At 68.0% G+C, this 21880-nt stretch carries 15 protein-coding genes; 13 read left to right on the top strand and 2 right to left on the bottom strand.

The genetic code is table 11. The features are described 5' to 3' along the window. Nucleotides 1-70 precede the first annotated feature (70 nt). Both DB30_RS18935 and DB30_RS18930 read left to right on the top strand, forming a co-directional pair. Nucleotides 71-3994, top strand: a complete 3924-nt coding sequence (locus DB30_RS18935) for a thioester reductase domain-containing protein (protein WP_165703842.1) — start codon at nt 71-73, stop codon at nt 3992-3994. Next, on the top strand, nt 3991-4572 hold the full coding sequence (locus DB30_RS18930; protein WP_052550933.1) for an EF-hand domain-containing protein: 582 nt from the start codon (nt 3991-3993) through the stop codon (nt 4570-4572). The genes DB30_RS18935 and DB30_RS18930 overlap by 4 nt, the downstream gene beginning before the upstream one ends. Before the next feature lie 25 nt (nt 4573-4597). Here DB30_RS18930 and DB30_RS18925 read toward each other — a convergent pair whose 3' ends face one another. Then, a complete protein-coding gene (locus tag DB30_RS18925; RefSeq protein WP_052550931.1) occupies nt 4598-6685 on the bottom strand; it encodes a hypothetical protein in 2088 nt (695 codons plus the stop codon). Between the two features lie 212 nt (nt 6686-6897). Between DB30_RS18925 and DB30_RS18920 the strand changes: the two genes are divergently transcribed. Continuing rightward, nucleotides 6898-7440 (top strand): hypothetical protein, encoded by a 543-nt coding sequence (locus DB30_RS18920; protein WP_052550929.1) that lies wholly within the window; start codon nt 6898-6900, stop codon nt 7438-7440. 59 nt (nt 7441-7499) lie between these two features. Here DB30_RS18920 and DB30_RS18915 read toward each other — a convergent pair whose 3' ends face one another. Continuing rightward, the gene (locus tag DB30_RS18915) at nt 7500-8678 is read right to left on the bottom strand and encodes an LLM class flavin-dependent oxidoreductase (RefSeq protein ID WP_052550928.1); all 1179 of its coding nucleotides are present in this window, start codon (nt 8676-8678) and stop codon (nt 7500-7502) included. 666 nt (nt 8679-9344) lie between these two features. Here DB30_RS18915 and DB30_RS18910 point away from each other — a divergent pair. The 10 genes from DB30_RS18910 (at nt 9345) to DB30_RS18865 (ending at nt 21767) form a co-directional block, all read left to right on the top strand. Further along, nucleotides 9345-9527, top strand: coding sequence for a hypothetical protein (locus DB30_RS18910; protein ID WP_146659571.1), 183 nt, complete (start codon nt 9345-9347; stop codon nt 9525-9527). A 676-nt stretch (nt 9528-10203) separates the two neighbouring features. After that, complete coding sequence (locus DB30_RS18905) at nt 10204-11847, top strand: 5'-nucleotidase C-terminal domain-containing protein (protein ID WP_052550926.1); 1644 nt, start codon at nt 10204-10206, stop codon at nt 11845-11847. After that, nucleotides 11844-12992 carry an LOG family protein gene (locus DB30_RS18900; protein ID WP_052550925.1) on the top strand — a complete coding sequence of 383 codons (1149 nt, stop codon included), beginning with the start codon at nt 11844-11846 and terminating at the stop codon, nt 12990-12992. The genes DB30_RS18905 and DB30_RS18900 overlap by 4 nt, the downstream gene beginning before the upstream one ends. Continuing rightward, complete coding sequence (locus tag DB30_RS18895; RefSeq protein ID WP_205633022.1) at nt 12985-14592, top strand: urea transporter; 1608 nt, start codon at nt 12985-12987, stop codon at nt 14590-14592. Before DB30_RS18900 ends, DB30_RS18895 begins: the two co-directional genes overlap by 8 nt. 93 nt (nt 14593-14685) lie before the next feature. Beyond that, nucleotides 14686-15072, top strand: a complete 387-nt coding sequence (locus tag DB30_RS18890; protein ID WP_146659569.1) for a hypothetical protein — start codon at nt 14686-14688, stop codon at nt 15070-15072. A 359-nt stretch (nt 15073-15431) separates the two neighbouring features. Further along, complete coding sequence (locus tag DB30_RS18885) at nt 15432-15611, top strand: hypothetical protein (RefSeq protein WP_052550921.1); 180 nt, start codon at nt 15432-15434, stop codon at nt 15609-15611. Nucleotides 15612-15695: 84 nt separating this feature from the next. Next, a complete protein-coding gene (locus DB30_RS18880; RefSeq protein ID WP_052550919.1) occupies nt 15696-16874 on the top strand; it encodes an HEXXH motif domain-containing protein in 1179 nt (392 codons plus the stop codon). A gap of 11 nt (nt 16875-16885) precedes the next feature. Continuing rightward, a complete protein-coding gene (locus DB30_RS18875) occupies nt 16886-19084 on the top strand; it encodes a peptidase domain-containing ABC transporter (RefSeq protein ID WP_240480267.1) in 2199 nt (732 codons plus the stop codon). Beyond that, nucleotides 19084-20427 carry a putative HlyD family type I secretion protein gene (locus DB30_RS18870; protein WP_052550917.1) on the top strand — a complete coding sequence of 448 codons (1344 nt, stop codon included), beginning with the start codon at nt 19084-19086 and terminating at the stop codon, nt 20425-20427. Before DB30_RS18875 ends, DB30_RS18870 begins: the two co-directional genes overlap by 1 nt. After that, nucleotides 20424-21767, top strand: coding sequence for a hypothetical protein (locus tag DB30_RS18865; RefSeq protein WP_052550915.1), 1344 nt, complete (start codon nt 20424-20426; stop codon nt 21765-21767). The genes DB30_RS18870 and DB30_RS18865 overlap by 4 nt, the downstream gene beginning before the upstream one ends. Nucleotides 21768-21880 lie beyond the last annotated feature (113 nt).

Here is a 21880-nt window from a genome sequence, read left to right as displayed (position 1 = left end):
CCTGCCAATGCTCACATACGAACCGGCCCGCACCCACCCTGGCCCGTTTCCAGGTGTCGGCGCCCCGACGGTGCTGCACGCGTTGCTCGCCCACGCGCACGGGCAGCCCAATCGGACGGCGCTGACCTGGCTCGACGGGGGCGACGGCGACGGGCGGCGCATCACCTTCGCCGGCCTGGCAGACGCGGCGCTGCGCCTGGGCGGCCACCTGCGCGCGCTCGGGCTGCGCGGTGAGCGGGTGCTGCTCCAGTACGCCGACGGCTTCGAGTTCCTCCAGGCGTTCCTGGGCTGCGTGGCGGGTGGCGCGGTGCCGGTGCCGGCGACCACGCTCGATCCCTCGCGTCCGGAGCGGACGCTGCCGCGCCTCACCGCGATCGCCGGCGACTGCGGGGCCGCGGCGATGCTGATCGGGCCGGAGCTGCACCGCGCGCTGGGGACCGCGCTGGACCCGGCGATCCAGGTGTTGGAGCTATCCGACGCTCGGGGGGCCGCCCCCTGCACGGAGCTGCCGTCGCCGGACGACCTGGCGCTGGTGCAGTACACGTCGGGGAGCACAGGCGTGCCCAAGGGCGTGCGGGTGACGCACAGGCAGCTGGAACACACGGTGCGCGACACCGCCTGGTCGGTGGGGATGAGCCCGAGCTCGGCGCAGGTCACCTGGCTGCCGCACTACCACGACATGGGGCTCATCTACGCGCTGCTGGGGGGCATCTTCCTTGGCTTCTCCACCTGGGGGATGACGCCCGCCGCGTTCATCGAGCGGCCACTGCGTTGGCTGCACGCCATCGATCGAGTGCGGGCCACACACACGGCGGCGCCGAATTTCGCCTATGAGCTGGTCCTGCGCCGCTACGACCCGGCGCGCGACGGGCAGCTCGACCTCTCCTGCCTGCGCTCGGCGATGAACGCGGCTGAGCCGGTGCGGGAGGCGACGCTGCAGCGCTTCCTCGCGGTGTTCGGCAAGCAGGGGCTGCGGCCCGAGGCGCTGATGCCGTCCTACGGGATGGCGGAGGCGTCGGTGAAGCTGAGCGTTCACTTCTGGGGCCGGCCGCCAAGGGTGGAGCGCTTCGACGCGGCGGCGCTGCGTGAGGGACGCGTCGTCGCGGCCCCGGACGGCCTGCCGATTGTCGCGCTGGGCCAGCCTGGGCCAGGGTCGCGGATGCACATCGTGGACCCGGAGACCCGCGTCCCGTGCGGTCCCGGACGCGTCGGCGAGCTCTGGTTCGAGGGGCCGGCGGTGGCGGACGGCTACTGGAACCGCCCCGACGCGACGCTGGAGACCTTCGGCGCCCGCACCACGGACGGCGCCGGACCGATGCTGCGCACCGGCGACCTGGGCTTCTTCCACGGGGACGATCTGTTCTTCGCCGGGCGGGTGAAGGACCTGATCATCATCCGCGGACAGAACCACCACCCGCACGACGTGGAGGCGACCGTCCAGGACGCGCACCCAGCGGTGCGCCCGGGGAGCGTGGCGGCGTTCTCGGTCGACGGGCCGGACACGGAGTTGCTGGTGATCGTGGCGGAGGTCGAGCCGTCGCGCGGGGACCTGGCGGGGCTGCTGCGGGCGGTGCGGCAGGCGGTGGCGCTGCGGCACGATGTGCTGGTGCACGCGTTCGTGGCCATCGCGGCGCGGACGATGCCGAAGACGTCGAGCGGGAAGATCCGCCGGGCGGAGGCGCGGCGGTTGTTCCTGGCGGGGAAGCTCTCGGTGCTGGACACCGGCGCGGTGGGGGTGGTGGGGAGCGGCGCGCAGCAAGGGCTCGTCGGCGCGTTCGCGGAGCTGATCGGGCGCTTGCTAGAGAAGCCGCCGCCGGGTCCTGACGACGATCTCCTCGCCCTCGGGCTCGACTCGCTGACGCTGGTCGAGCTGACGGCGGCGCTGGAGAAGGCCTACGGCTTCACGCCTCCCGCGCGGGAGCTCTTCGCGCAGCCGACCGTCCGAGCGCTAGTCACGCAGCATGAGCGCTGGCGCAGGTTGCAGGCGGGCACGTCGGGCGCGCCGATCGAGCCGAGCCCCGACGCCATCGCCGACGCGGGCTTCCCCCAGCTCCAGCGTGGCATCCGCGCCCATGACGACGCGCGCCGCTCGCTGCGGCTCCCCGGACCGCTCCCCACCAGCTCGCAGCTCGCCGTCTGGCGCGGCCGCATCGCCCCCGGGACCATCTCGCTGGACCAGCTTGGGGGGCTCCTGTCCACCCTTCGCCAGGCCGTCCAAGCCGGCGCGCCTGCCTATCGCACCCCGGATGTGGAGGGGCTCCACGCTGTCCAGGCGTACTGCCGCGCGGATCCAAACGGTGTCGAGGGGCTGGAGCCAGGCACATACTACCACCACCCCGTCTACCACTCGCTGCTCGAGCTCGCCCCCGAAGCCACGCTGGACGCGGCTGAGCGGGACGCCTTTGGGTCAGGCGGGCCAGGTGCCTGCACCCTGGTGCTGGCCGCCGAGCGGGGGGCGATCGCCCCGATCTTTGGCGCCTCTGGGGACCGCCTGGCCACGCTGCAGGCGGGCGCGCTGCTTCAGGCACTGGGGGTCGCGGCCGCCGAGCAGGGGCTCCAGCTCGCCCTCCTTCCCCGTGCGGACCTGGACCGCTGCGCACACGCGCTCGCCCTCTCGCCAACCACGGTCCCGCTGACCGCCGTCCGCTGCGGGCGCGCGGAACGGGCCCAGGAGCAGCCAGTCGAGCTGCCGGGACCGCTCTACGAGCGGCTCGTCTTCGGCGGTGACACCGGGGCCGCGCAGATCGAGCCTTCCCGGCTGATGGCCGATTCGCGGCTCCCCGACGACATCCGCCCGCTCCCCGCGCCGCTCCAGGACGCAGCGATCGCTCGCCCCGAGCAGGTGCTCCTGACCGGCGCCACCGGCTTCCTCGGCGCCTTCCTCCTCCGCGCCTTTCGCCGCCACACCCAAGCCCGGCTGGTGCTGCTGGTCCGCGCCCCGGGCGGGGATCCAGCCGCCGCGCGCGAGCGGGTCAGGCAGAACCTGCTCCGCTACCGCCTCCCCGCCAAGGAGCTGCTGGACGGCGTCGAGGTGATCCCCGGCGACCTGACCCGACCCTCGATGGGCCTGGACGAGGGCACCTGGCGCGAGCTGGCGGAGCGCACGGACGCGGTCGTCCACGCCGCCGCGCCGGTGAACTGGGTGCTCCCCTACGACCGCCTCGTCCCCGCTGTGGTCGGCGGCACGCGGGACGTGCTCCGCTTCGCCGCCGCAGGGCGCCCCAAGGTGGTCCACCACATCTCCAGCCTGGGCGCGCTCGCCCAGATCGAGGGCTACGGCGGTTTCGACCAAGGCCCCGTCCACGCGCACAGCCGCGAGGTGATCGATGCCCGCTACCTACGCCGGCGCGGCTTCCAGCTGGGCTACATCCAGGCGAAGTGGGTCTCCGATCAGCTGGTTCAGGCCGCGCAGGCGCGCGGGCTGCCGGTGGTCGTGTATCGGATGCCGTACATCGCCGGGGCCAGCGACACGGGGGCCTGGGCGGCGGCGGACATCATCGCCGCCTCGATCACCGGCTGCGCGCAGCTCGGCTGGGCCCCGGACGTGGGCGTGGTGCTGGACATGGTCCCCGTTGACTACGTGGCCGAGGCCATCGCCGACCTGGCCCTGCAGCCGCGCGCGGTGGGGCGCAGCTTCCACCTCGCCAACCCAGAGCCGATCCCCTGGCCGGAGGTGGTGGCCCGCCTGGTCGCCCGCGGCCACTCCATCACCCTCGAGCCTGCGGAGCGCTGGCTCGAGCGGGTCCGCCGCTGCTCGGTGGAGCCGCTGGTGGCGATGCTCCCCAGCTACGAGAGCTTCCCGCTGGACCGGATCGTCGGTGGCTACCCCGCCTGGGTGAAGACCCCTCGCCTGCTGGCGGAGCGGACCACCAGCGCGTTCCTCCGCTCCCCCGATATCAGCTGCGCGCGCACGGCTGATCTCTTTGACACATGGCTCGACTGGCTGCAGCAGACCGGCAAGCTGCCACCCCCCCCGAAAGACAATCCATCATGACCCCTACGACCTACCAACTAAACAAATACGAGCGCTACTTCCAACTCCTCGACACGGACAAGAGCGGCACCATCGACTGGGACGACTTCGCCCAGACCGCCCGCTTCATCCGCGACGACCGCGGCTGGACCGACGAGCACCCCGGCTACAAGAGCCTCCTCGCGGCCATGCAGACCTTCTGGGACGAGCTCCGCCAGCGAGTGGACACCGACGGCAACGGGCGCGTCGATGGCCAAGAGTGGCAGCGGTTTTACGCTCAGGTGAACGAGGAGATCAGCCGACTGGGCAAGGTGCCCGCGTGGGCGATGAACGTGGTCCACGGCTTTCACCGCGTGCTGGATATGGACGCGGACGGCTCGATCTCCCTCGCCGAGTACGCGCTGTGGCTGCGCGCGCTAGGGGCCACGGTGGACGCGTCGGCGGCCTTCAAGCGGCTGGATCTCCGCGGCACCGGGCGGCTGGAGATCGACGAGCTAGAGGAGCTCTACTCCCAGTGGGTGATGAGCAACGACCCATCCGATCCAGGCAACGTGCTGGTGACCGGCGAGTCTCGAGGCTCCGCGGAAGAAGCTTCTTAGGCTCGCGCGCCTACGCGCTCGATCGTCACAGGCAAAAGCCGAGGTCGGCGTGCCAAGGGGCCGCGCTCACGTTGCTGAGCGCGGCCGTGCAGACCTCCCCCGGACCGCACGCGGGCGCGTCGAGGTCACACACGCGGCCGCAGCAAGCCTCGCCGCAGCCGGGGTGCAAGAGCCCCGACACGCACACCAACCCGGGGTTGCACACGCCGCAGTTGGCCCCGCAAAACGCCCCGCCGCAGCTCTCTCCTTCGCCAACGTCAGCGCCTGGGCGACAGCTGAAGGTCCCGCCGCTGCGCGCACAGACTTCACCAGGCGCACAGTTGGGCGCGAGCGGATCGCAGGCGGGCGTGAGCGAGAGGTTGAAGGGACCGGCGTCCGAGCCCTGTCCGTCGACGGCCAAGAGCACGGTCTCGCCGGCGCCGAGCTGAACCTCGATGCGCGAGCTCAGTCCGTTGCCCGGGGCGACCCCAAGCGCGTCGTCGTTGCAAGACATGACCGGCCCACCGCAGCCTTGCGTGCGCGCGTGCAGCAGGGTGTCGTAGCCTGAGCCGAGGGTCGAGGCCACGTAGGTGCCGCTCGCGGGGGCCGTCCACTCGACGATCCAATCGGGCGCCGCAGAGCCACCGCAGCTGCTTCCCACCCGGTTGGCGCCAGCGAGGGTCGACCCCGCCGTTGACCAGGTGGTGGTGGCCGGCGCCACCTCGTCGACGCACGACAGCAGCTCGATCGCCAGCTCGATCGCGCCGGCCGTCGGCGTGGCGCCGTCGACCACGATGATCTGGGTCGCGCCGGCCTCGAGCTCGACGACGATCCGCGAGCTGACCGTGAACCAGTCGCTGTCGTCGTTGCAGGTCGTGATAGCGGCCCCGCACTCGCTGCGCAGCGCCAAGGTCGTATCGATCGCGCTGCCAACGGTCGAGAAGCTGTAGATGCCCGCGACCGGCGGGGTGTACGAGTAGCTGCGATCGCGCGCGAGCTCCCCACCGCACTCGTCAAAGAAGTCATTGCCAGCCATGGCGGTGCTGTCGGCGATCGTCAGTGGCACGATCGCGGGCAGGCTCGCGTCGGGGCAGTCTCGCGGCGACGGGCCGAACATGTCGACGCTGAGCTGGTAGTCGCCCTCGGCCCCGAGCCAGCCATCGACGGCGACGGTCACGGTCTCGCCTGCGCCGAGCTCGAGGGCGATCCAAGACAGCTCACCGTCGAGGTCGTTGTTGCAGTCGAGCACCTCGGTTCCGCACGCGCCCGCGTAGACCCACAGCGAGGTGTCGAAGCTCGAGCCAAGCGTGTCGAATGTGTAGGTGCCGTCGGCCGGGGCCGTGAACACGTAGGCGTGCTCGCCCGCCTCGCCGCCGCCGCACGACGACTCGCTGCCCATCTCGTTGCTCGAGCCGAGCGTGGTCCCGCTGACGATGATCGGCAGCGGCCCGGCGAGGGTCTGCTCGGGACACTCGATCGCGTCGATCTGCAATTGATACGTGCTGCCCTCGGGCCACATCGCGTCGACAGTGACGACGACTTCCTCACCAGCCTCGAGCGCATGGTGGATGCGCGCGTCTTGGGTCCATGGCCCAAGATCATCGTTGCACGCCAGCTCGGCCCCGTCGCAGCCGTCGCTCAGGGCAATCAGCGCGTCCTTTCCGACGCCGGCAGCCTCGAAGCGATAGCGCCCGGCGGCCGGGGCCGTCCAGCTGTAGGTCTTCTCGGGTCCGAAGCCGCCGCAGCTCCACTCGCGCTCGCTGGATTGGGCCGGGATGCTGTCGGGCAACTCGACGGGCAGCTGGCTGCCAAGATCGACGTCGGTCACACACGGCGGGTCGCCGGTCTCGGACTCGGATTCACTCTCGGACTCGGACTCGGACTCGGACTCACTCTCAGACTCGGACTCGGACTCACTCTCAGACTCGGACTCGGACTCGGACTCGCTCCCGCCCGGGTCGCCATCCCCATCCCCGCTGCTCTCGCCACCGCTCGAGTCATCGGCGATCTCCGAGCCGCCTGCTGACTCCCCAGTGCCAACGCTGCCGAACCCTTCGCGCCCTGGCGGAAACGGTGGCCCACACGCAACGCCCAGCGCTGCGAGCGGCCCGAGCCAATACACGACCTTTCGCATCGTGGCAGGGTAGCGTGAGCTTCTCGTCAGTCATACCCATTCGTGCTGCCGCGGATGGCTTCTAGACGGAACACGAGGGCAGACAGCGATATCGAAGGTCGAGGGCGGCCCGCGATGTCTGACGAAAGTTGGGAACAGTAGGGTCTTCACCCTATTGCCAACTTCGCTGGAAAGCTGGACCTGCCTGGTCCAGCCGCTAATCTAGCCGCGCCGTGACGCCCAACCCCACGCTCGCTTCTCTGATCGAAGACGCAGCCGAACACGAGTGGCCGCAACTCGGCCTGGCCCGGCATCCCCCCGATCGCGACTGGCTCCTCGAGCGAGGCTTTGACCCCGAGCGTGTCTTCATCGTGGACGCTGACGGCCCCGTACCCGCGCAGCGACTCGCCCGCTGCAGCAGCCTGCGCGCCCTGGGCCTGCTCGGCTTCAACGTTGGCGTCGAGGTCGCCCAGGTGCTCGCGCAGCTGTCCGGCCTGACCGCCCTCGACCTCGGCAACAACAGCAACATCGGCGTCGAAGGAGCGCGCTCCCTCGCGCAGCTCCCCAATCTCAGCTACCTCAACCTCCACAACACCGGCATCGGCAACGAGGGCTTTCAGCTGCTGCTCGACGCATGGGACCGCAGCGGCGTCGTGCCGCTGCACCTATTGATCGGCGCAAACAAGACAACCCTCATTCCGAAGCAGCTGCTCCGCAAAGCGGATGGACCCACGATCCTCGCGGCCTATCGCCGCTCGATCGCCAACGATGGGTGATCGACGTTGCGCCAATTGGGGCGACCGCAGGTGAGCCCAACGCCGGAGACGCGGGGGGGCTACTCGAAGGACGCGATCATCTCGCCCACGAGTCGCATGCTCTTCATGACCTTCTCGTGGGGAAGACCACCGACCTGCTGAAAGCACATCAGCCGATCGACGCCGAGGTCGCGATAGACCTCCATCTTTCGCCGGCAGGTCTCGGGGCTGCCGACGATCAGCGAGTCCTGCTCGCGGAGCGCGTCGAAGACCTCCTCGTCGGAGACCTGCTCGCCGCCCATGATCCGACCGATGACGATCTGAGCACGGTTGGGCGGAGCCTCGGCATGCTCGGCGCGGGCCCGCAGGAACTGCCCGGTGAGCCCGCCACCGGCCGGATCCCCCATCTTGGCCTGCTCCTCGGCCGCGGTCTGCATGAAGGCCTCTCGGGCCTCGAAGAAGGTGAAGGCCATGGACGTGTACCACGCCGCGGCCGTCGCGGCGCCGTTCTTCATCGCCTCTTCGTCGGTCTCGGCGCAGTGAACGAAGGTGAAGAAGGCGACCTGATCGTTGACGAACGAGCCGACGGGGCTCTGGGTGCTCCGGACCGCCGCGCGGTAGATGTCGATCCACTCTTTGACCTGCGCGGGCGGAGCCCACAGGGTCACGCCAAGCGCTCCAACGCCGTTGCGACCAGCTTGCTCGAAGGAAGTCAGGCTCGAGCAGGCCTGCCACAGCGGCGGGTGGGGCTTTTGATAGGGCTTGGGAACAACGCTGACGTCGCGGATCTGATAGTGCTCGCTCTCGTACGAGAAGTGATCCTGCGTCCACATCTTTGGGACCATCTCGAAGGCCTGCTGCATCTGCTCGCGCGCCTCGTTGGCGGGTATGTTGAACAGTCGCCACTCGGGGACGGTCGAGCGGGCCATGCCAAACTCCACGCGCCCCTGGCTGAGGTGGTCGAGGTACGCCGCGCGCTCGGCAATGCGGATTGGATGGTTGAAGCGATAGGGGGCGAGGACCGCCGAGTGGCCAACGCGAATGTTCTTGGTCTGCTGGGCGACCGCCGTGAGCATGAGCTCGGGCGCCGACGACAGACTAAACTCGCCGCCACAGTGGTGCTCGACCAGCCAAAAGCAGCCGTAGCCAAGCTCGTCAGCGAGCCTGGCCTGCTCGAGCGTCTGTTGGATTCGTCGATGCTCGTGATCCTCGCTCCATGGTTGAGGATCCTGGATCTCGGTAAATATATCGATCTTCATGAATGCGCCCAAGGTGTACCAGACACTGCATGGAGGAGACACCGGGTCGGGCCCCGGCGTCAAGCAGGTTTTTCAGATCGAGCGGGCCAGAGCGGACAACGATCGTTTTGGTATATGCCAATACAAATTCGATGCGGATCACCGAAGCCGAGGTCACACCTGATATCTCCACGGGCGAGTACTCGGACTCGAACATCCTGTTGACCTACGCGAACCCCGTCAGCGGGAACACCTATACCGCGGAGCAAGTCGACGCGATCCGCAGCATCATCAGCGAGTTGTACACGGGCACGCGCATGGTCGCGGTCGTATCGGACGACGACGCGCTTGCCTACCAAGACGACATGACAGATGGCCACGAGGTCTACATCCTCGATGCGGGCTCGATCTGGCGCCTCTTGACCCCCGGGGAAGACGGTGATTGCGGAGGTAGCGGAATTTGGCCCTTCCCAAGCACGGAGTCGAGCTGCTATCTGTACAATCACTCGGACGCCGACTCGGTCGTCGATGGTACAACCCAGGGCGTGACAAGCGACGACCTCGATGGTCTCCCAACCGAGGCACTCCTACCGCTGCGCGTGCGCTTGGTCGCGGCCTCCGGCGGAGGGGTAGCCTTCGGCTACGAGTGGCGAGGATCGCGGCCCCGCCGTCGAGGTCACCCAGCGCTTGTGGAAGCACGTCTGGACCAAGTGGGCCGAGCGCGAGCGCCGAACCTTCGCCGTCGACTTCGAGCGCTACGAGGGGGGGCCCGACGAGGCGACGGTTCCGCCAACTCTACGCGCTCAGGCCGGCCGAGCTGGCGGCGATCACATCGCCCGGTTCGCGACACTGACGACACACACGGGTTGACCGACCACGAACCAAATAGTCTCGTGTCTGTCGAAGGCGAGCTCGTAGCAGCGGCGAACGGGTCCTGTCCGGCAGCCGATCTCAGGCTGGCGCGATACTCCACGCCCGCATCGGATGCTTTTTTCGCTAGCGAGACCCACCTTTGGGTGGGGTGGGACGGCAGCTTGCAGCACTATAGGAACCGCCATGCGGTCGCGCTTGTGCTCACCGTCGAGCAAGCCTCGATGAAATTCCGGTGCGAGGCGACGCGCTATAAACGACGACACGGCTGCGAAGCCGAGGTCGTATCGGGCATACTTCGAGGCTTCGCGACGCGGGCATTCGGGGGGCAAAGGCGTATCTGACGACGTGGGACGAAGTCCCACATCTTGCCAATGATAGAGCCTTGACGGCACACGTGAGCGTGTTGTACTGACGCCTATGTGCCACGATGTCCGTTCGCTAATGAGCCTTGCGTGGCATGGCGTGGGATGGGGCCATTGCTGGTGGCCAACAGGCAATGATGCTCAGTGAGCGAACGCGCGGCCGGATTCCGCAAGCGGGCATCAATCCGGCTCCCGTGTGAGACCCGTCCAAGACCGGCGGTCGACACGACGAGCGTGACGCGGCTTCGTCGAAGTCGCGCCGTGCATTGATACAACCGCTCCGATCTTCCGCGTTCCGAGAGTTCTTCACGATGGCAGCAAACACGATCACTAGCCCGCCGCGCGGACCCAGCCTGCGCGTCATTTGTGTCAACGACATCTACTCGCTCGAGAACCTCCCTCGGCTCAAGAGCCTCGTGCAGCACCACGCAGAGACAAACCCCGCGGATCGGATGGTCGTGACGCTCGCGGGTGACTTCGTGGCCCCCAGCATCTTGTCAAGCCTCGACAAGGGGGCGGGGATGATCGAGTGCCTCAACGAAATCCCGATCACCCACGCGATGTTCGGAAATCACGAGGATGACGTGGGCATGGGCGAGCTCACCAAGCGTGTCCAGGAGTTCGCGGGCACGTGGCTCAACACCAATATGCCCACGTTCCGCCCCGAGCTGCCAACTCACCAGATCCTCGAGGTCACCAGCCCGGGGGGGCGAACGATTCGGGTCGGCCTGCTCGGGCTGCTGGCCCATCAGAAGAACCTCTATCGGCCAGGCGCGTTCGGTGGCCACGCGATCGAGCCGGCCAACGAGACGGCCCTGAGGTGGGCAAAGGTCCTGCACACCGAGGGCTGCGCCTGCGTGATACCCATTACCCACCAGGACGTCGCGGACGATCTCGAGCTGGCCCGAAGCCAGCGCGAGCCCCAGTTCCCGGTGGTCGTGGCCGGTCACGAGCATGAAGTGATCATCGAGGACGTGGACGGCTGCCTGGTCATCAAGGCCGGCGCCGAGGCGGCGAACGCCGTCGTGATCGATCTGGTGTGGCCGGTCGAAGCACCGACCGGGGGGTTCGACCTGCCCACTGTCACGTACAAGCTCCAAGAGGTCCGCGAGTTCCCAGAGGACGAGGGCATGCGCACCCGCGTGGATCGGCACATGTCGTCCGTGCGCCGCCTCGATGGGGCCACGCTCATGCGGACCACACCAACGACGCCGCTGTCCTCGGTGGGGATCAAGACCGCTCAAACCTCGATGGGCACGGTCCTGTGCTCGCACATCCGCGACGCGCTGGGAGCCGACGGTTGCCTGCTGCATGGCGGCGGGGTCCGAGGCGAGCAGGACTACGAGGAGCGCTTCACCTACGCCGATCTCAAGGCAGCGCTGCCTTATGCCAATGAGACGGTCGTGGTGAGCATGCCTGGCAGCGTCGTGCGAGACGCCGTCGCGATGTCGCGCGCGCGCGTGGGCTCCAACGCCTACTTGCAGGTTGACGACGGCATGACGGTCGAGGCCCCTGGCGACGTCGTCACCACGATCGGTGGCTTACCCCTCGACCCGAACCGCGAATATCGTATCGCCACCGTGCTCGGCCTGCTCGGCGGCATGAATGCGATCACCCCATTTGTCGACTACGCGAAAGCGCGGCCGGACCTGATACCGCCGCGAGACGCCGGGCGGGAGATCAAGATGATCCTGGTGGACGCCTTCTCCATGGAGCTGTGGCGTCAGCTCGGGAGCTTCGAGGACATCGACGCCAATCAGGATGGGGTCGTCACCCCCGAGGAGCTCGAGCGCGCGATCAGCAGGGCGACCCGTGAGGCGCCCTCGGACATCGTCGTCAATGATGTATTTCGAATGGTCGACGCCGACGGCGACGGGACCATCACCCGCGAAGAGGCCGAAGCCCTCGTCGCCAACCACGCAACCACGCCGCCAAGCCCGGAGGACAAGCAATGATCGAACAACGTCACGAAATTGAGACCCTCGCAGAACTCGACCTACACCTCCTCTCGGGCGGCTCGCTCGAGGGCCGGGTGTTCCAGGAGCTCGACCTGCGTGGCCACACCGCGGCGCTGCTGCGGTCGCCGCTCACGAACACCCTGTTCCTGGGCTGTCAGCTGGAGCCCGAAGCGGCGACTCACGCCAACGCGACCGGGGCGCTGTTCTTTCCCGACCTGCCTGACCTGCCCTATTCGATGTATCGGGGGGCCCTGTACAGCGTAGAGGAGCTCTACGAAGGCTACGAGCAAGGCGTGGCCGGGAGCTATGAGCAGGCCTTCGATTGTCGCGTCTATCGTCACTACAGCGAGTCTCGCAAGGTCAGCGATATCGTCGAGGACCTCGCGCAGCGCATCCACGATCACGCGATCACCAACGCCCTCGAGAACTGGCTCGCGGAGGGCGAACACCGGGTCGCTTCGGTCATGGGTGGTCACGCCCTCTCGCGCGCGGACCCGATGTACCGCACGGTAGCGAAGCTCGGGCACGAGCTCACGCTCGCGGGCTTTTGCGTGGCGACCGGTGGCGGCCCTGGGGCGATGGAGGCCAGCCATCTGGGCGCCTACCTGGCCTCGCGTGGCTCGCAGGAGCTCGAGGAGGCGCTGGCCGTGCTCGCGCGCGCCCCCGGCATGCTGCCGACCGACGCCTGGCTCGACGCCGCGTTCGAGGTGCGCAAGATGTACCCCCTGGCACCGGAGCACGAGGCCCGGTGCCGGAGCATCGCCGTACCCACCTGGCTCTACGGTCACGAGCCGCCCAACGCGTTCGCAACCCACGTCGCCAAGTACTTCGACAACAGCGTGCGCGAAGAGGGCGTGCTAGCGATCGGCATGTACGGGATCGTGTTCGCGCCGGGCAGCGCTGGGACCATTCAAGAGATCTTCCAGGACGCGGCGCAAAACCACTACAACACCTACGGGCATGTCAGCCCCATGGTGTTCCTGGGCAAGAAGTATTGGACCGAGGACAAGCCGGTCTATCCGCTACTCGAGAAGCTCGCCGCTGGCCATGACTACGCGCGCTGGCTGTTCATCTCGGATGACGTCGACGAGATCGTCGAGCACCTCAAGGCCTACACCAAGGCACGCCACCCCGGTGAGTGAGCCCGCGCCACTGCACGAGCTGCTCGCCCGTGTCGTGGCGCCCCCCGCTGCGCCGCCCCCCGCGGCGTGGCGGTTTCCGCTCGGCACCATGCAGGCGCTCAATCAGCGCCTCGCCGAGCGGCCCTCGTTGGACTTCGTCAACGCGAGCTTGCGCGGCGTTGGCCAGGTCATCTTCGCCAACAACCCGGTGAGCGGGCTGATCATCCTCGTCGCGATGTTCGTGCAGTCGCCGTGGCTGGGCCTGATGAGCCTGGTCGGGGTGATCTCGGCGACGGCGATGGCGATGGCGATGCGCCTGGCCCCAGACGCGATTCAAAACGGTGTGTTTGGGTTGAACGGGCTGCTCGTCGGCGCGGCGATGGGCTTCGCGGGGCGAGCTGGCAACGGCCCATGGAACCCGGTCTGGATCGCCGCGGCGGTGTTGCTGTCGGCGTTGGCCACGGTCGTGATGCACACGCTCGGGACCTGGGTCGTGACGCGATTGAAGGCGGCGCCGTTGGGCGTGGCCTTCAACGCGGTCATGATGGCCTTTTTCCTGGTGGTCGTGTTTGTGCCCCAGTCACTGTTCGATCTGGGCCCCTCGCCCGCTCCGTTTCCGGCGGAGTCAATCGACGGGCTACGGCTCGCGCGTTCGCTGCCGGTCGGCCTTGGCCAGGTGTTCTTTTCGGATGGCGTCATCCCGCTGCTGTTGATCGTGGTCGCGGTCGGGATCTGCACGCCGATCGGGCTCATGGTCGCGCTGCTCGGTTGCGCGATCTCGCTGGTGGCGGGGCTCTTGCTCGGCGCCAAGCCCGGTGAGATGTACCTCGGGTTGTGGGGGTACAACGCGGTGCTGAGCGCAACCGCGATCGGCGGGGTCTTCTATGCGCCGAACTGGCGGAGCATCACGCTGGGATCGATCTGCGCGTTCTTGGCGTCGGCCGGCAGCATCATGTTCGCGCGCTGGCTGGCGCCGCTGCCGGTGCTGTCGATCCCCTTCACGATCGTGACGGTCGGGTGTTTTTGGCTGGTACGGCGCACGATCCCGTCGCTGGTGCCGGTTGCCCTGCACGCCGTCGCAAGCCCAGAGGAGCATCGCCAGCGCCACGCCGTCGCGTCAGAGGTGATCAGCCAATTTCGGCGCGCGCTCACGGCCGCCTCGCGCCACGAGCGAAGGGTCCTGCTCTTCGATCAGGCGCCAAGCGAGGTGAAAGACGAGCTGCGGCGTGCCTTTGACGCCATGGATCACGATCACAGCGGCGAGCTCTCGCCCGCCGAGATCGAGGGCCACCTCGCGCCGGTCGGGATCTCGGCCACCGAGCTGGCGCTGATACTCAATTGTATGGATGCCGACCGCGACGGTCTGATCTCGTTCGAAGAGTTTGGCGAGCTCATGCTGCGGCATCAACGGCTGATGTCCCGCTACGATCAATTCTTCACCTACTTCATGCCGATCGACGCGGACGGCGACGACGTGATCAGCGTCGACGAGATGAACAACGCAATGATGAGCGTGGGCGAGTCGCCGCTGTCGAGCGCCGAGACCGAGCAACTGCGACTTCAGGCCCAGGGGCAAGCGTTGACCTGGGACCGGTTCATTCAGGTGTTGTTGTTGACGTGAGCCGCATGCGTTGATGCGTTGAGACAGGAGATACACCACGATGTCCTGTTCGAAGGCGTGTTCCTGGTCCGCGATCGTGTGTAGCTCGGCGACGTGCTCGGCGTCGTAGAAGAGATCGGCGCTCGTGTGCCCCGGATCCGCGACGAGCCCGGCGTCGTCCACTTCATCCCCAATGGCGAGGACGAGAACATGAGTGAGCTGCTGCGCGCCCAGCTGCTCGCCGCCCTGCTGCCGTTGGGCGTCGTGGTGGTCGTGCTAGTCCCGAATCAAGCGCTGCGCGCTCGACTCGGGTCTACTATGTCTTCAAGGGGGCTTTCAAAAAGCCCCCTCGCTTCGGCGGCGGAGCCCCCTTCGCTCACCCCAAACGCTCGCCTGTCGGCTCGTACTAGCCCCAAATCATTCATCTTTTCCAATTCAGCGCTTGATTTGGGGCTAGTTGCTCGTGCGACGGAGCGATGCTCGCTCGCGCGCAGACGTTGACCGGAGCTGGGCAGCAGGCGCCACGCTTGCCCGGCTTTGGCCAAGCTGATTCATAGGTGGTGTTTGATGCCGAACTTAGTGCGCAGGGTCACATCGGCTCGACCATGAACTTCAGTCGGCGCGAACACTCATGGGTAGGGCAACCATGCGCGCCGCGAAGCCGCCTGCCAAGCACGGGGGCACAACGCGTCAATCTCAGATCGCCAGACGGGAGAACGACACGATGCTGCCGCTCTCGACCGTTCCCATCGATTCGGGTGGGGCCGCTATCAACAAGAACAGAGTCAGCTTGAATTGCATTACTTGCCGAATGAACCAAGCGGTTCTCGCTCCGCGAGAACACCTACGACAACCAGAGAATGAGGAACAACACCATGCAGAACATGAACAAGAAGATCAGCCTCGACGACGTCATCGCCCAGCTCCGCAACTCCAAGATGGAGCGCGTGGTCGATGCGGGCCGCATCAAGGGCGGCCAGGCTCCGACCACCCAGGACGGCTGCCACTGCACCTGCGGGAACACGCCGGCGCTGGCGTGATGTCGTGAGGTCCTCGGGGAGCACCGTGGGTCGGAGGCCTTCGGCGCTCCCCTTCTTGTCCCCCTCTCCGCGCTGCGTGAGCCCATGCAATACATCGACACCTTCTTCGACGAATGGCGTGACGCCGGGCAGGCTTTGCTCGATGAGACGGTCCGCTATAATTTGCGCACACGCAGCGCAGCGCTGGCCGACGCGGCGGAGTCCCTCGACGCCGGCGAGCCCCTCGCCTTCACGACGCTGGTCGCCGCCCACACCAAGGCCGAGATCGGCGTCGAGCAGTGTGTGTGGCCCTTGCTCCCCCCGAACCTGCGCCCCGAGCAGATCACGGTGCGCTCGTTTTGTGACGGTCGTGTCCTGCTCCCGAGCCTCGGTTTCTTGACCGATGCCCCCGCCAACGCGGCGCTCGAGCTCGTCAACACCGACGGCCGCCCCGCGATCCTCGGCCACCCCGAGCTCGCCTTCGAGCCGTTCGAGCCCGTCGCCGCCGGAGCCCGCCCCACGATCTACCCCCATGCTCACCCACCGCTGCGCCGCTTCCTCGAGCTCCACGGCGAGCACTTCCACGAGGTCGACATCGCGGGGGCGACCGCGGAAAACCGCGAGGCCCTGGCCGAAGGTTGGGCCCTACTCGAGCGCGCGTGGCCGGCCCAGTCCGCAGAGCTCGATCGGGACCTGCGCTCGGTGGTGATCTCGCGCCACCCCAAGGTCAACTCCATGGCCGCCTTCGCCATCCACGGGGCGATCTTCATCAATACCCGCGGCAGCGAGAGCCCGCTGTTTTTTGTCGAGGAGCTGGTCCACCAAAGTGGCCACGTGACCTTCACCAAGGTCATCGCGGACTGGCAGGCCTTCCTTGCGATCCCCTACTCCACCCCGGTCCAGATGCTGACCGGCAACGAGGCGGACCTGCGCAGCTTCGGCGACGCCTTTCACGGCAACTACACCCTGGTCCGCATGGTCCAGAGCTTCGCTCGCATCCTCGACCTCCACGCCGAGGGGCGCTCGGGCCTCGGGGCCGAGGCCCTCCACGAGCTGCGCGGGCGCATGGCGCTGGGGCTGCGCCGCCTCGAGACCGGCATCTCGCAGATCGAACACCCGCAGCTCTACACCGCCGACGGACTGGAGATCCACCGGCGCCTCGCGGCGGCCTTGGCCGAACTCGAGACCCGCCATCTCGATGACCTCGACGACGTCGACATCAGTGATCAGCCCTACGTGTTCGAGGCCCGGCGCTTCTTCGACCGCAACCCCGTGCCGCGCTAGACGAGCTCGCCATGTTCGATCGTGCGCTCAGCTTTGGCTCCCCCTTCCGCTCCATGCGTCAGCACGACGCGATGGACTGCGGGCCCACTTGCCTGCGCATGATCGCGCGGCACCATGGCCGTGACTGGTCGCTTGGGACCTTGCGCGATCGCTGTAGCATCGCCCGCGACGGCGTATCACTAGAAGGCGTCGCCGCGGCCGCCGAGTCGATCGGCATGCGCAGCCTCGCGGTCATGCTCGACTACGAGCAGCTCGCCAGCACCGTCCCCCTACCTTGTGTGCTCCACTGGGACCAAAACCACTTCGTGGTCCTCGTCGCCGCCGACAAGCGGCGCGTTCGTGTGGCCGATCCCGGGCGCGGGCTGATCGTGTGGCGCCGCGAGGCGTTCCTCCGCCACTGGGGCGACAGCAGCGGGCGGGGCGTCGCGCTGTTGCTCGAGCCCACGCCCGAGTTCTTCGCCCACGACGGCGAGCGCCACCAGTCCCGGGGCTTCGCCTCACTGTGGCCGTTCCTCCGCCCCCACCGCCGGCTCGTCGTCCAGCTCGTGCTTGGCATGACGGTGGCCAGCCTGCTCGGGCTGGTGTTCCCGTTCCTCACGCAGGCCCTCGTCGACGTGGGCATCGGCGGCCAGGACATCGGCTTCGTCCATGCCGTGCTGCTCGCCCAGCTCATGTTGTTCGGCGGGCGCACGACCATCGAACTGATCCGTTCATGGATCCTTCTCCACATCGGGCAGCGCGTGAACATCTCGATGTTGACGAGCTTCCTTGCCCGGCTGCTGCGCCTGCCGATGAGCTTCTTCGACACCCGGTCGATCGGCGACGTGCTCCAGCGCGTCGACGATCACCGCCGCGTCGAGTCCTTCCTCACCGCCGGGACCCTCGAGATCCTGTTCTCCTTCGTCAACGTGATCGCCTTCTCTCTGGTGATCGCCGCCTACAGCCCGACGATCCTCGCGGTGTTCCTCGGCGGCACGGCCCTGGCCACGGGCTGGATCCTCGCGCTCATGGGCCGCCGACGCCAGCTCGACCAGCAGTCGTTCGGCCAGCGCACGGCCAGCCAAAACGCCCTGGTCGAGCTCATCGAGGGCATCGCCGAGATCAAGCTCAACGACTGCGAACGGCGCAAGCGCTGGGGCTGGGAGCAAATCCAGGTCCGGCTGTTTCGCATCAACGAGCGCCGACTCGCCCTCGCGCAGCTGCAAAACGCCGGGAGCATGGCCATCAACGAGGCCAAGAACATCTTCATCACCTTCCTCGCCGCGCGCGAGGTCATCGCCGGGGACATGACCCTCGGAATGATGCTCGCGCTGTCTTGGGTGCTCGGTCAGGTCGCTCGCCCCCTCGAGCGCACGCTGAGCTTCGTGACTTCGGCCCAGGACGCCAAGCTCAGCCTCGAGCGCCTCGATGAGATCCACCACTTTCCCGAGGAACAGCCGGCGAGCAAGCCGGCGCTGCGCGAGATTGGCCGCGCCCGATCGCTGCGCGCCGAAGGGGTCAGCTTCCGTTATCCCGGGAGCGACAGCTGGGTCTTGCGCGAGGTCAACCTCGAGATCCCCGCGGGCAAGACCACGGCGATCGTCGGCGCGAGCGGGAGCGGCAAGACCACCCTGCTCAAGCTGCTCCTCGCGTTCTACCCCGTCAACGCCGGTCAGCTGAGCATTGGAGGCCTGCGAATCGACAACCTCGATCTTGCCTTTTGGCGCCGCCACTGCGGGGTCGTGATGCAAGACGGGCACATCTTCGCCGACACCGTCGCCGGGAACATCGCCGTGGGCGAGGAGCGGGTCAACATCCCCCGGCTGCTCGACGCGCTCGAGACCGCCAACCTACGTGAGTTCGTCGAGGGCCTGCCTCTGGCATGGGAGACCCGCATTGGCCGTGATGGCCTCGGCGTCAGCCAGGGGCAGCGCCAGCGCATCCTGATCGCGCGTGCGGTCTACGCCGACCCCGAGTTCCTGTTCTTCGACGAGGCGACCTCGGCCCTCGACGCGACCAACGAGCGGGAGATCATGGACAAGCTCGACGAGTTCCAGCGCGGGCGGACCTGCGTGGTGATCGCCCACCGTCTGAGCACCGTCCGCAGCGCCGATCAGATCGTGGTCCTCGACCGAGGGAAGGTCGTCGAGCGCGGGACCCACGACGAACTCACCGCCCTGCGCGGGGCCTACTACCGGTTGGTCAAGAACCAACTCGAACTGGGGACGTGATGCCAGGCGCACGACAGCGACACGATCAGCAAGGCGAAGGCCAGGGCGAGGGCGAGGCGCTCGAGCTCGTCAACAGCGCGGCCGTCGAGGACTTCATCGGCGTCGTCCCCCCCTGGCTCCTGCGCCGGGGCAACTCGAGCCTGCTGCTGATCTTCCTCGCCTTCGTCGTCGGGGCGTGGCTGTTCGAGTACCCCGACGTTGTCTCGGCGCCCGTGACGATCACGACTCAGAGCCCACCCGCGCCTGTGGTCGCGCAGACCCGCGGTCGTCTCGGCGAGCTATGGGTCCAAGATGGCGAGCTCGTCGAGCGCGAGCAGTGGCTCGCGGTCATCGACAACGCGGCCAAGACCGAGGATCTGCGCACCCTCGCCGCGATGCTCGAGGACTTCGCCCGCGAGCTCGAGGCGCCGGAGCAGTTCGACGCCACAGCCCACGGCCTCGGGGCCACGCTCGAGCTCGGCGATCTGCAGGTCGAGTACGCCGAGTTCGTCGCAACTTGGGGGGCGCTGCGCGAGCTCCTCGACGACCCCTACTTTGGCGAGAGCGACGCGGCCCTCATGGCCCAGCTCGACACCCGGACCGAACTAGCGAGCACGATCCGTACGCAGCGGCGGGGGCTGTCCGAGGATCTCGACCTGGCCAGGCGCGAAGCCAAGGCCACGACCCGCCTGGCGAAGGACGGGGTGATCCCCACGGACGAGGTGGAGGCGGCTGGGGCCGCGGTCCGCGAGCGCGAGCGCGCCCTCGAGGCTGCGGAGCTCGAGCTCCTGCGCGGCAAGCTCGAGCGTGTGTCTCTCGACCGCAACCGCGTCGAGCTCGGCTACACGCTGCGCGACCGTCGGCGCGAGCTCGTGCGCGAGCTCCTCGACGCCTACGCGGCCCTGTCCCGCGCCTACGACCGCTGGCGCGGTGACTACCTGCTCGTCGCCCCCATGGCCGGCCGCATCAGCCTCGGTCAGGTCTGGGCCGAGCAGCAGTGGGTCAGCGAGGGCGACGAGGTCATGACCGTGCTCCCCGATCGAGAGGTCCTCGTCGCCCACGCGATCTTGGCCCAGCTCAACTCCGGCAAGGTCGAGGTCGGTCAGCACGTGCTGATCAAGCTCGACGGTTACCCCTACCGCGAATACGGCGTCGTCGAAGGCCGGGTGGCCTCGGTCCCGGCCATCGCCCGAGACGGGGTCTACCTCGTCAACATCGAGCTCCCTCAGGGCCTCTTCACGACCTACCAGCAGACCCTCGAGCTGCGTCACGAGATGGGCGGCCGCGCAGAGATCGTGACCGTCGAGCGGCGCCTGATCGAGTGGCTCTTCCTTCCAATCTACAGCCTGCTGAGCGACACATGAACGAACGACTCGTCCCCGGATTCGCGACCGAGACCCGCTGCGCCTCGATCCGCCTGGTTGAGCTCATGGCCCCCCTCGTCGCAGGCCTCACCGCAGGCGCGCCGTGCCTCGACTTCGCGGGGCTGCTTGCGACCTTGCGCGAGCGCGCGAGCGCGACACGGGCCTCGGCGCCGCTCGAGCTCGGTCCCGAGCTCCGGGCCGCCTACGCCGAACTCCGCCGCGTGCCTCACCTGCTCATCGGTAGCGACGAGCGCCTCGGACTGTGGGGCAGCGCCTACGCCCCGGCCCTCGACGCGCTCATGCGCGCCGCGGCTGACGAGGCCACCGCCAGCGCGACGATCGTCGCGCGAGTGTGTGAGCTGCTGCCCCGCACACACGCCGTGGGAGCCCTCGACGAGCCCGACGAGCTCCCCCGACGCCGCTTGTTCGCCGAGCTCTGCGTCCATACGATCTTCACTCTCGCGGCTCTCGAGGCGCTCCCACGCCTGACCCGCACCGTCGACGATCCCGAGCGGAGTCCGGCGTGGCTCTACGCGCGGTGCGAGCTGTCGGCGGTGGTGCTCGCCTCGCTCCACGCGGCGGCCGGCGCGGCCGAGCGCTCGTGGTACGCGTTCGGGCTGCTCGCCGTCGAGCGCGAGCTCCCCGAGCTCCCCAAGCGCGGCGCCGTGCCTCCCTGCCGCCTCGAGATCCGCCCGCTGTTTCGCAGCTCGGCCGCGCGCTGGCTCGACGCGGACCACGAGGATATTGCGCCGCGGTCCCTCGTGTTTCCCTCGGGAACCCGCTTCGCCGTCTTGTCGGTAGAGGAGGACGCCGAGGGTGTCGTCGTGGTTCGCCTGGCCGAGCGTTCGCACCTCGCCGCGCGGCTGGCCGAGCGGCTCCCGATCCCCGAGCTCGACGGCCAGCCGCTGTATCACTACACCCTCGGCCGCTCGCTCCCGGGCATCATCGACGATGGCGAGATCGGCGTCGCCGCGGCGCTGCCCGGCACCAACGCGCCGAGCGTATGGTTGACCACGCACGCGGACTGGGAGCCCTCGGCGGTCAAGAGCGTGACCGAGGGGGACCTGCGCCGCGAGCTCGGCCGCGAGGAGCTCGCCAAGCTCGGCGAGGGCCTGTTTCGTATCCGCGTAGATCCCCGAAACAGGGCCCTGAGCTGGCCCTGCTTTGCGGAGCTCTGCTCGGTCTCCCCCATGCTCGTCGAGCGGCTCGACACACGTGGGCGCGAGCGCGGTGCGGATCCGTCCGAGTGGTTTTGCTGCCCCGAGGCTGTCCCAGCGGCGTTCTGGCTGGGCATCGAGATGTATCAACCCGAGCTCGGCTGGGTCGAACTCGACATGTAGGAGAGCCCACGAATGACGGACCGACAAGCCGATCCCCCACGTCTTCAGGCCAGCGCAAAGCGGTCGACATCATGAGCTGCCCGCGCTGCCGCGGTGCGATGCGCTTGGCCAAG

The organism is Enhygromyxa salina, assembly GCF_000737335.2.
Lineage (GTDB): Bacteria > Myxococcota_A > Polyangia > Nannocystales > Nannocystaceae > Plesiocystis > Plesiocystis salina_C.
The sequence above is the reverse complement of the archived record's forward strand: the minus strand, read 5'-3'. Positions and strand labels throughout refer to the sequence as shown.

Excerpts from the sequence above, each read along its gene's own strand:
- DB30_RS18930 (WP_052550933.1), top strand. The coding sequence starts at position 3,991 with ATGACCCCTACGACCTACCAACTAAACAAATACGAGCGCTACTTCCAA.
- DB30_RS18925 (WP_052550931.1), bottom strand. The coding sequence starts at position 6,685 with ATGCGAAAGGTCGTGTATTGGCTCGGGCCGCTCGCAGCGCTGGGCGTT.
- DB30_RS18915 (WP_052550928.1), bottom strand. The coding sequence starts at position 8,678 with ATGAAGATCGATATATTTACCGAGATCCAGGATCCTCAACCATGGAGC.
- DB30_RS18905 (WP_052550926.1), top strand. The coding sequence starts at position 10,204 with ATGGCAGCAAACACGATCACTAGCCCGCCGCGCGGACCCAGCCTGCGC.
- DB30_RS18900 (WP_052550925.1), top strand. The coding sequence starts at position 11,844 with ATGATCGAACAACGTCACGAAATTGAGACCCTCGCAGAACTCGACCTA.
- DB30_RS18885 (WP_052550921.1), top strand. The coding sequence starts at position 15,432 with ATGAGGAACAACACCATGCAGAACATGAACAAGAAGATCAGCCTCGAC.
- DB30_RS18880 (WP_052550919.1), top strand. The coding sequence starts at position 15,696 with ATGCAATACATCGACACCTTCTTCGACGAATGGCGTGACGCCGGGCAG.
- DB30_RS18875 (WP_240480267.1), top strand. The coding sequence starts at position 16,886 with ATGTTCGATCGTGCGCTCAGCTTTGGCTCCCCCTTCCGCTCCATGCGT.
- DB30_RS18870 (WP_052550917.1), top strand. The coding sequence starts at position 19,084 with ATGCCAGGCGCACGACAGCGACACGATCAGCAAGGCGAAGGCCAGGGC.
- DB30_RS18865 (WP_052550915.1), top strand. The coding sequence starts at position 20,424 with ATGAACGAACGACTCGTCCCCGGATTCGCGACCGAGACCCGCTGCGCC.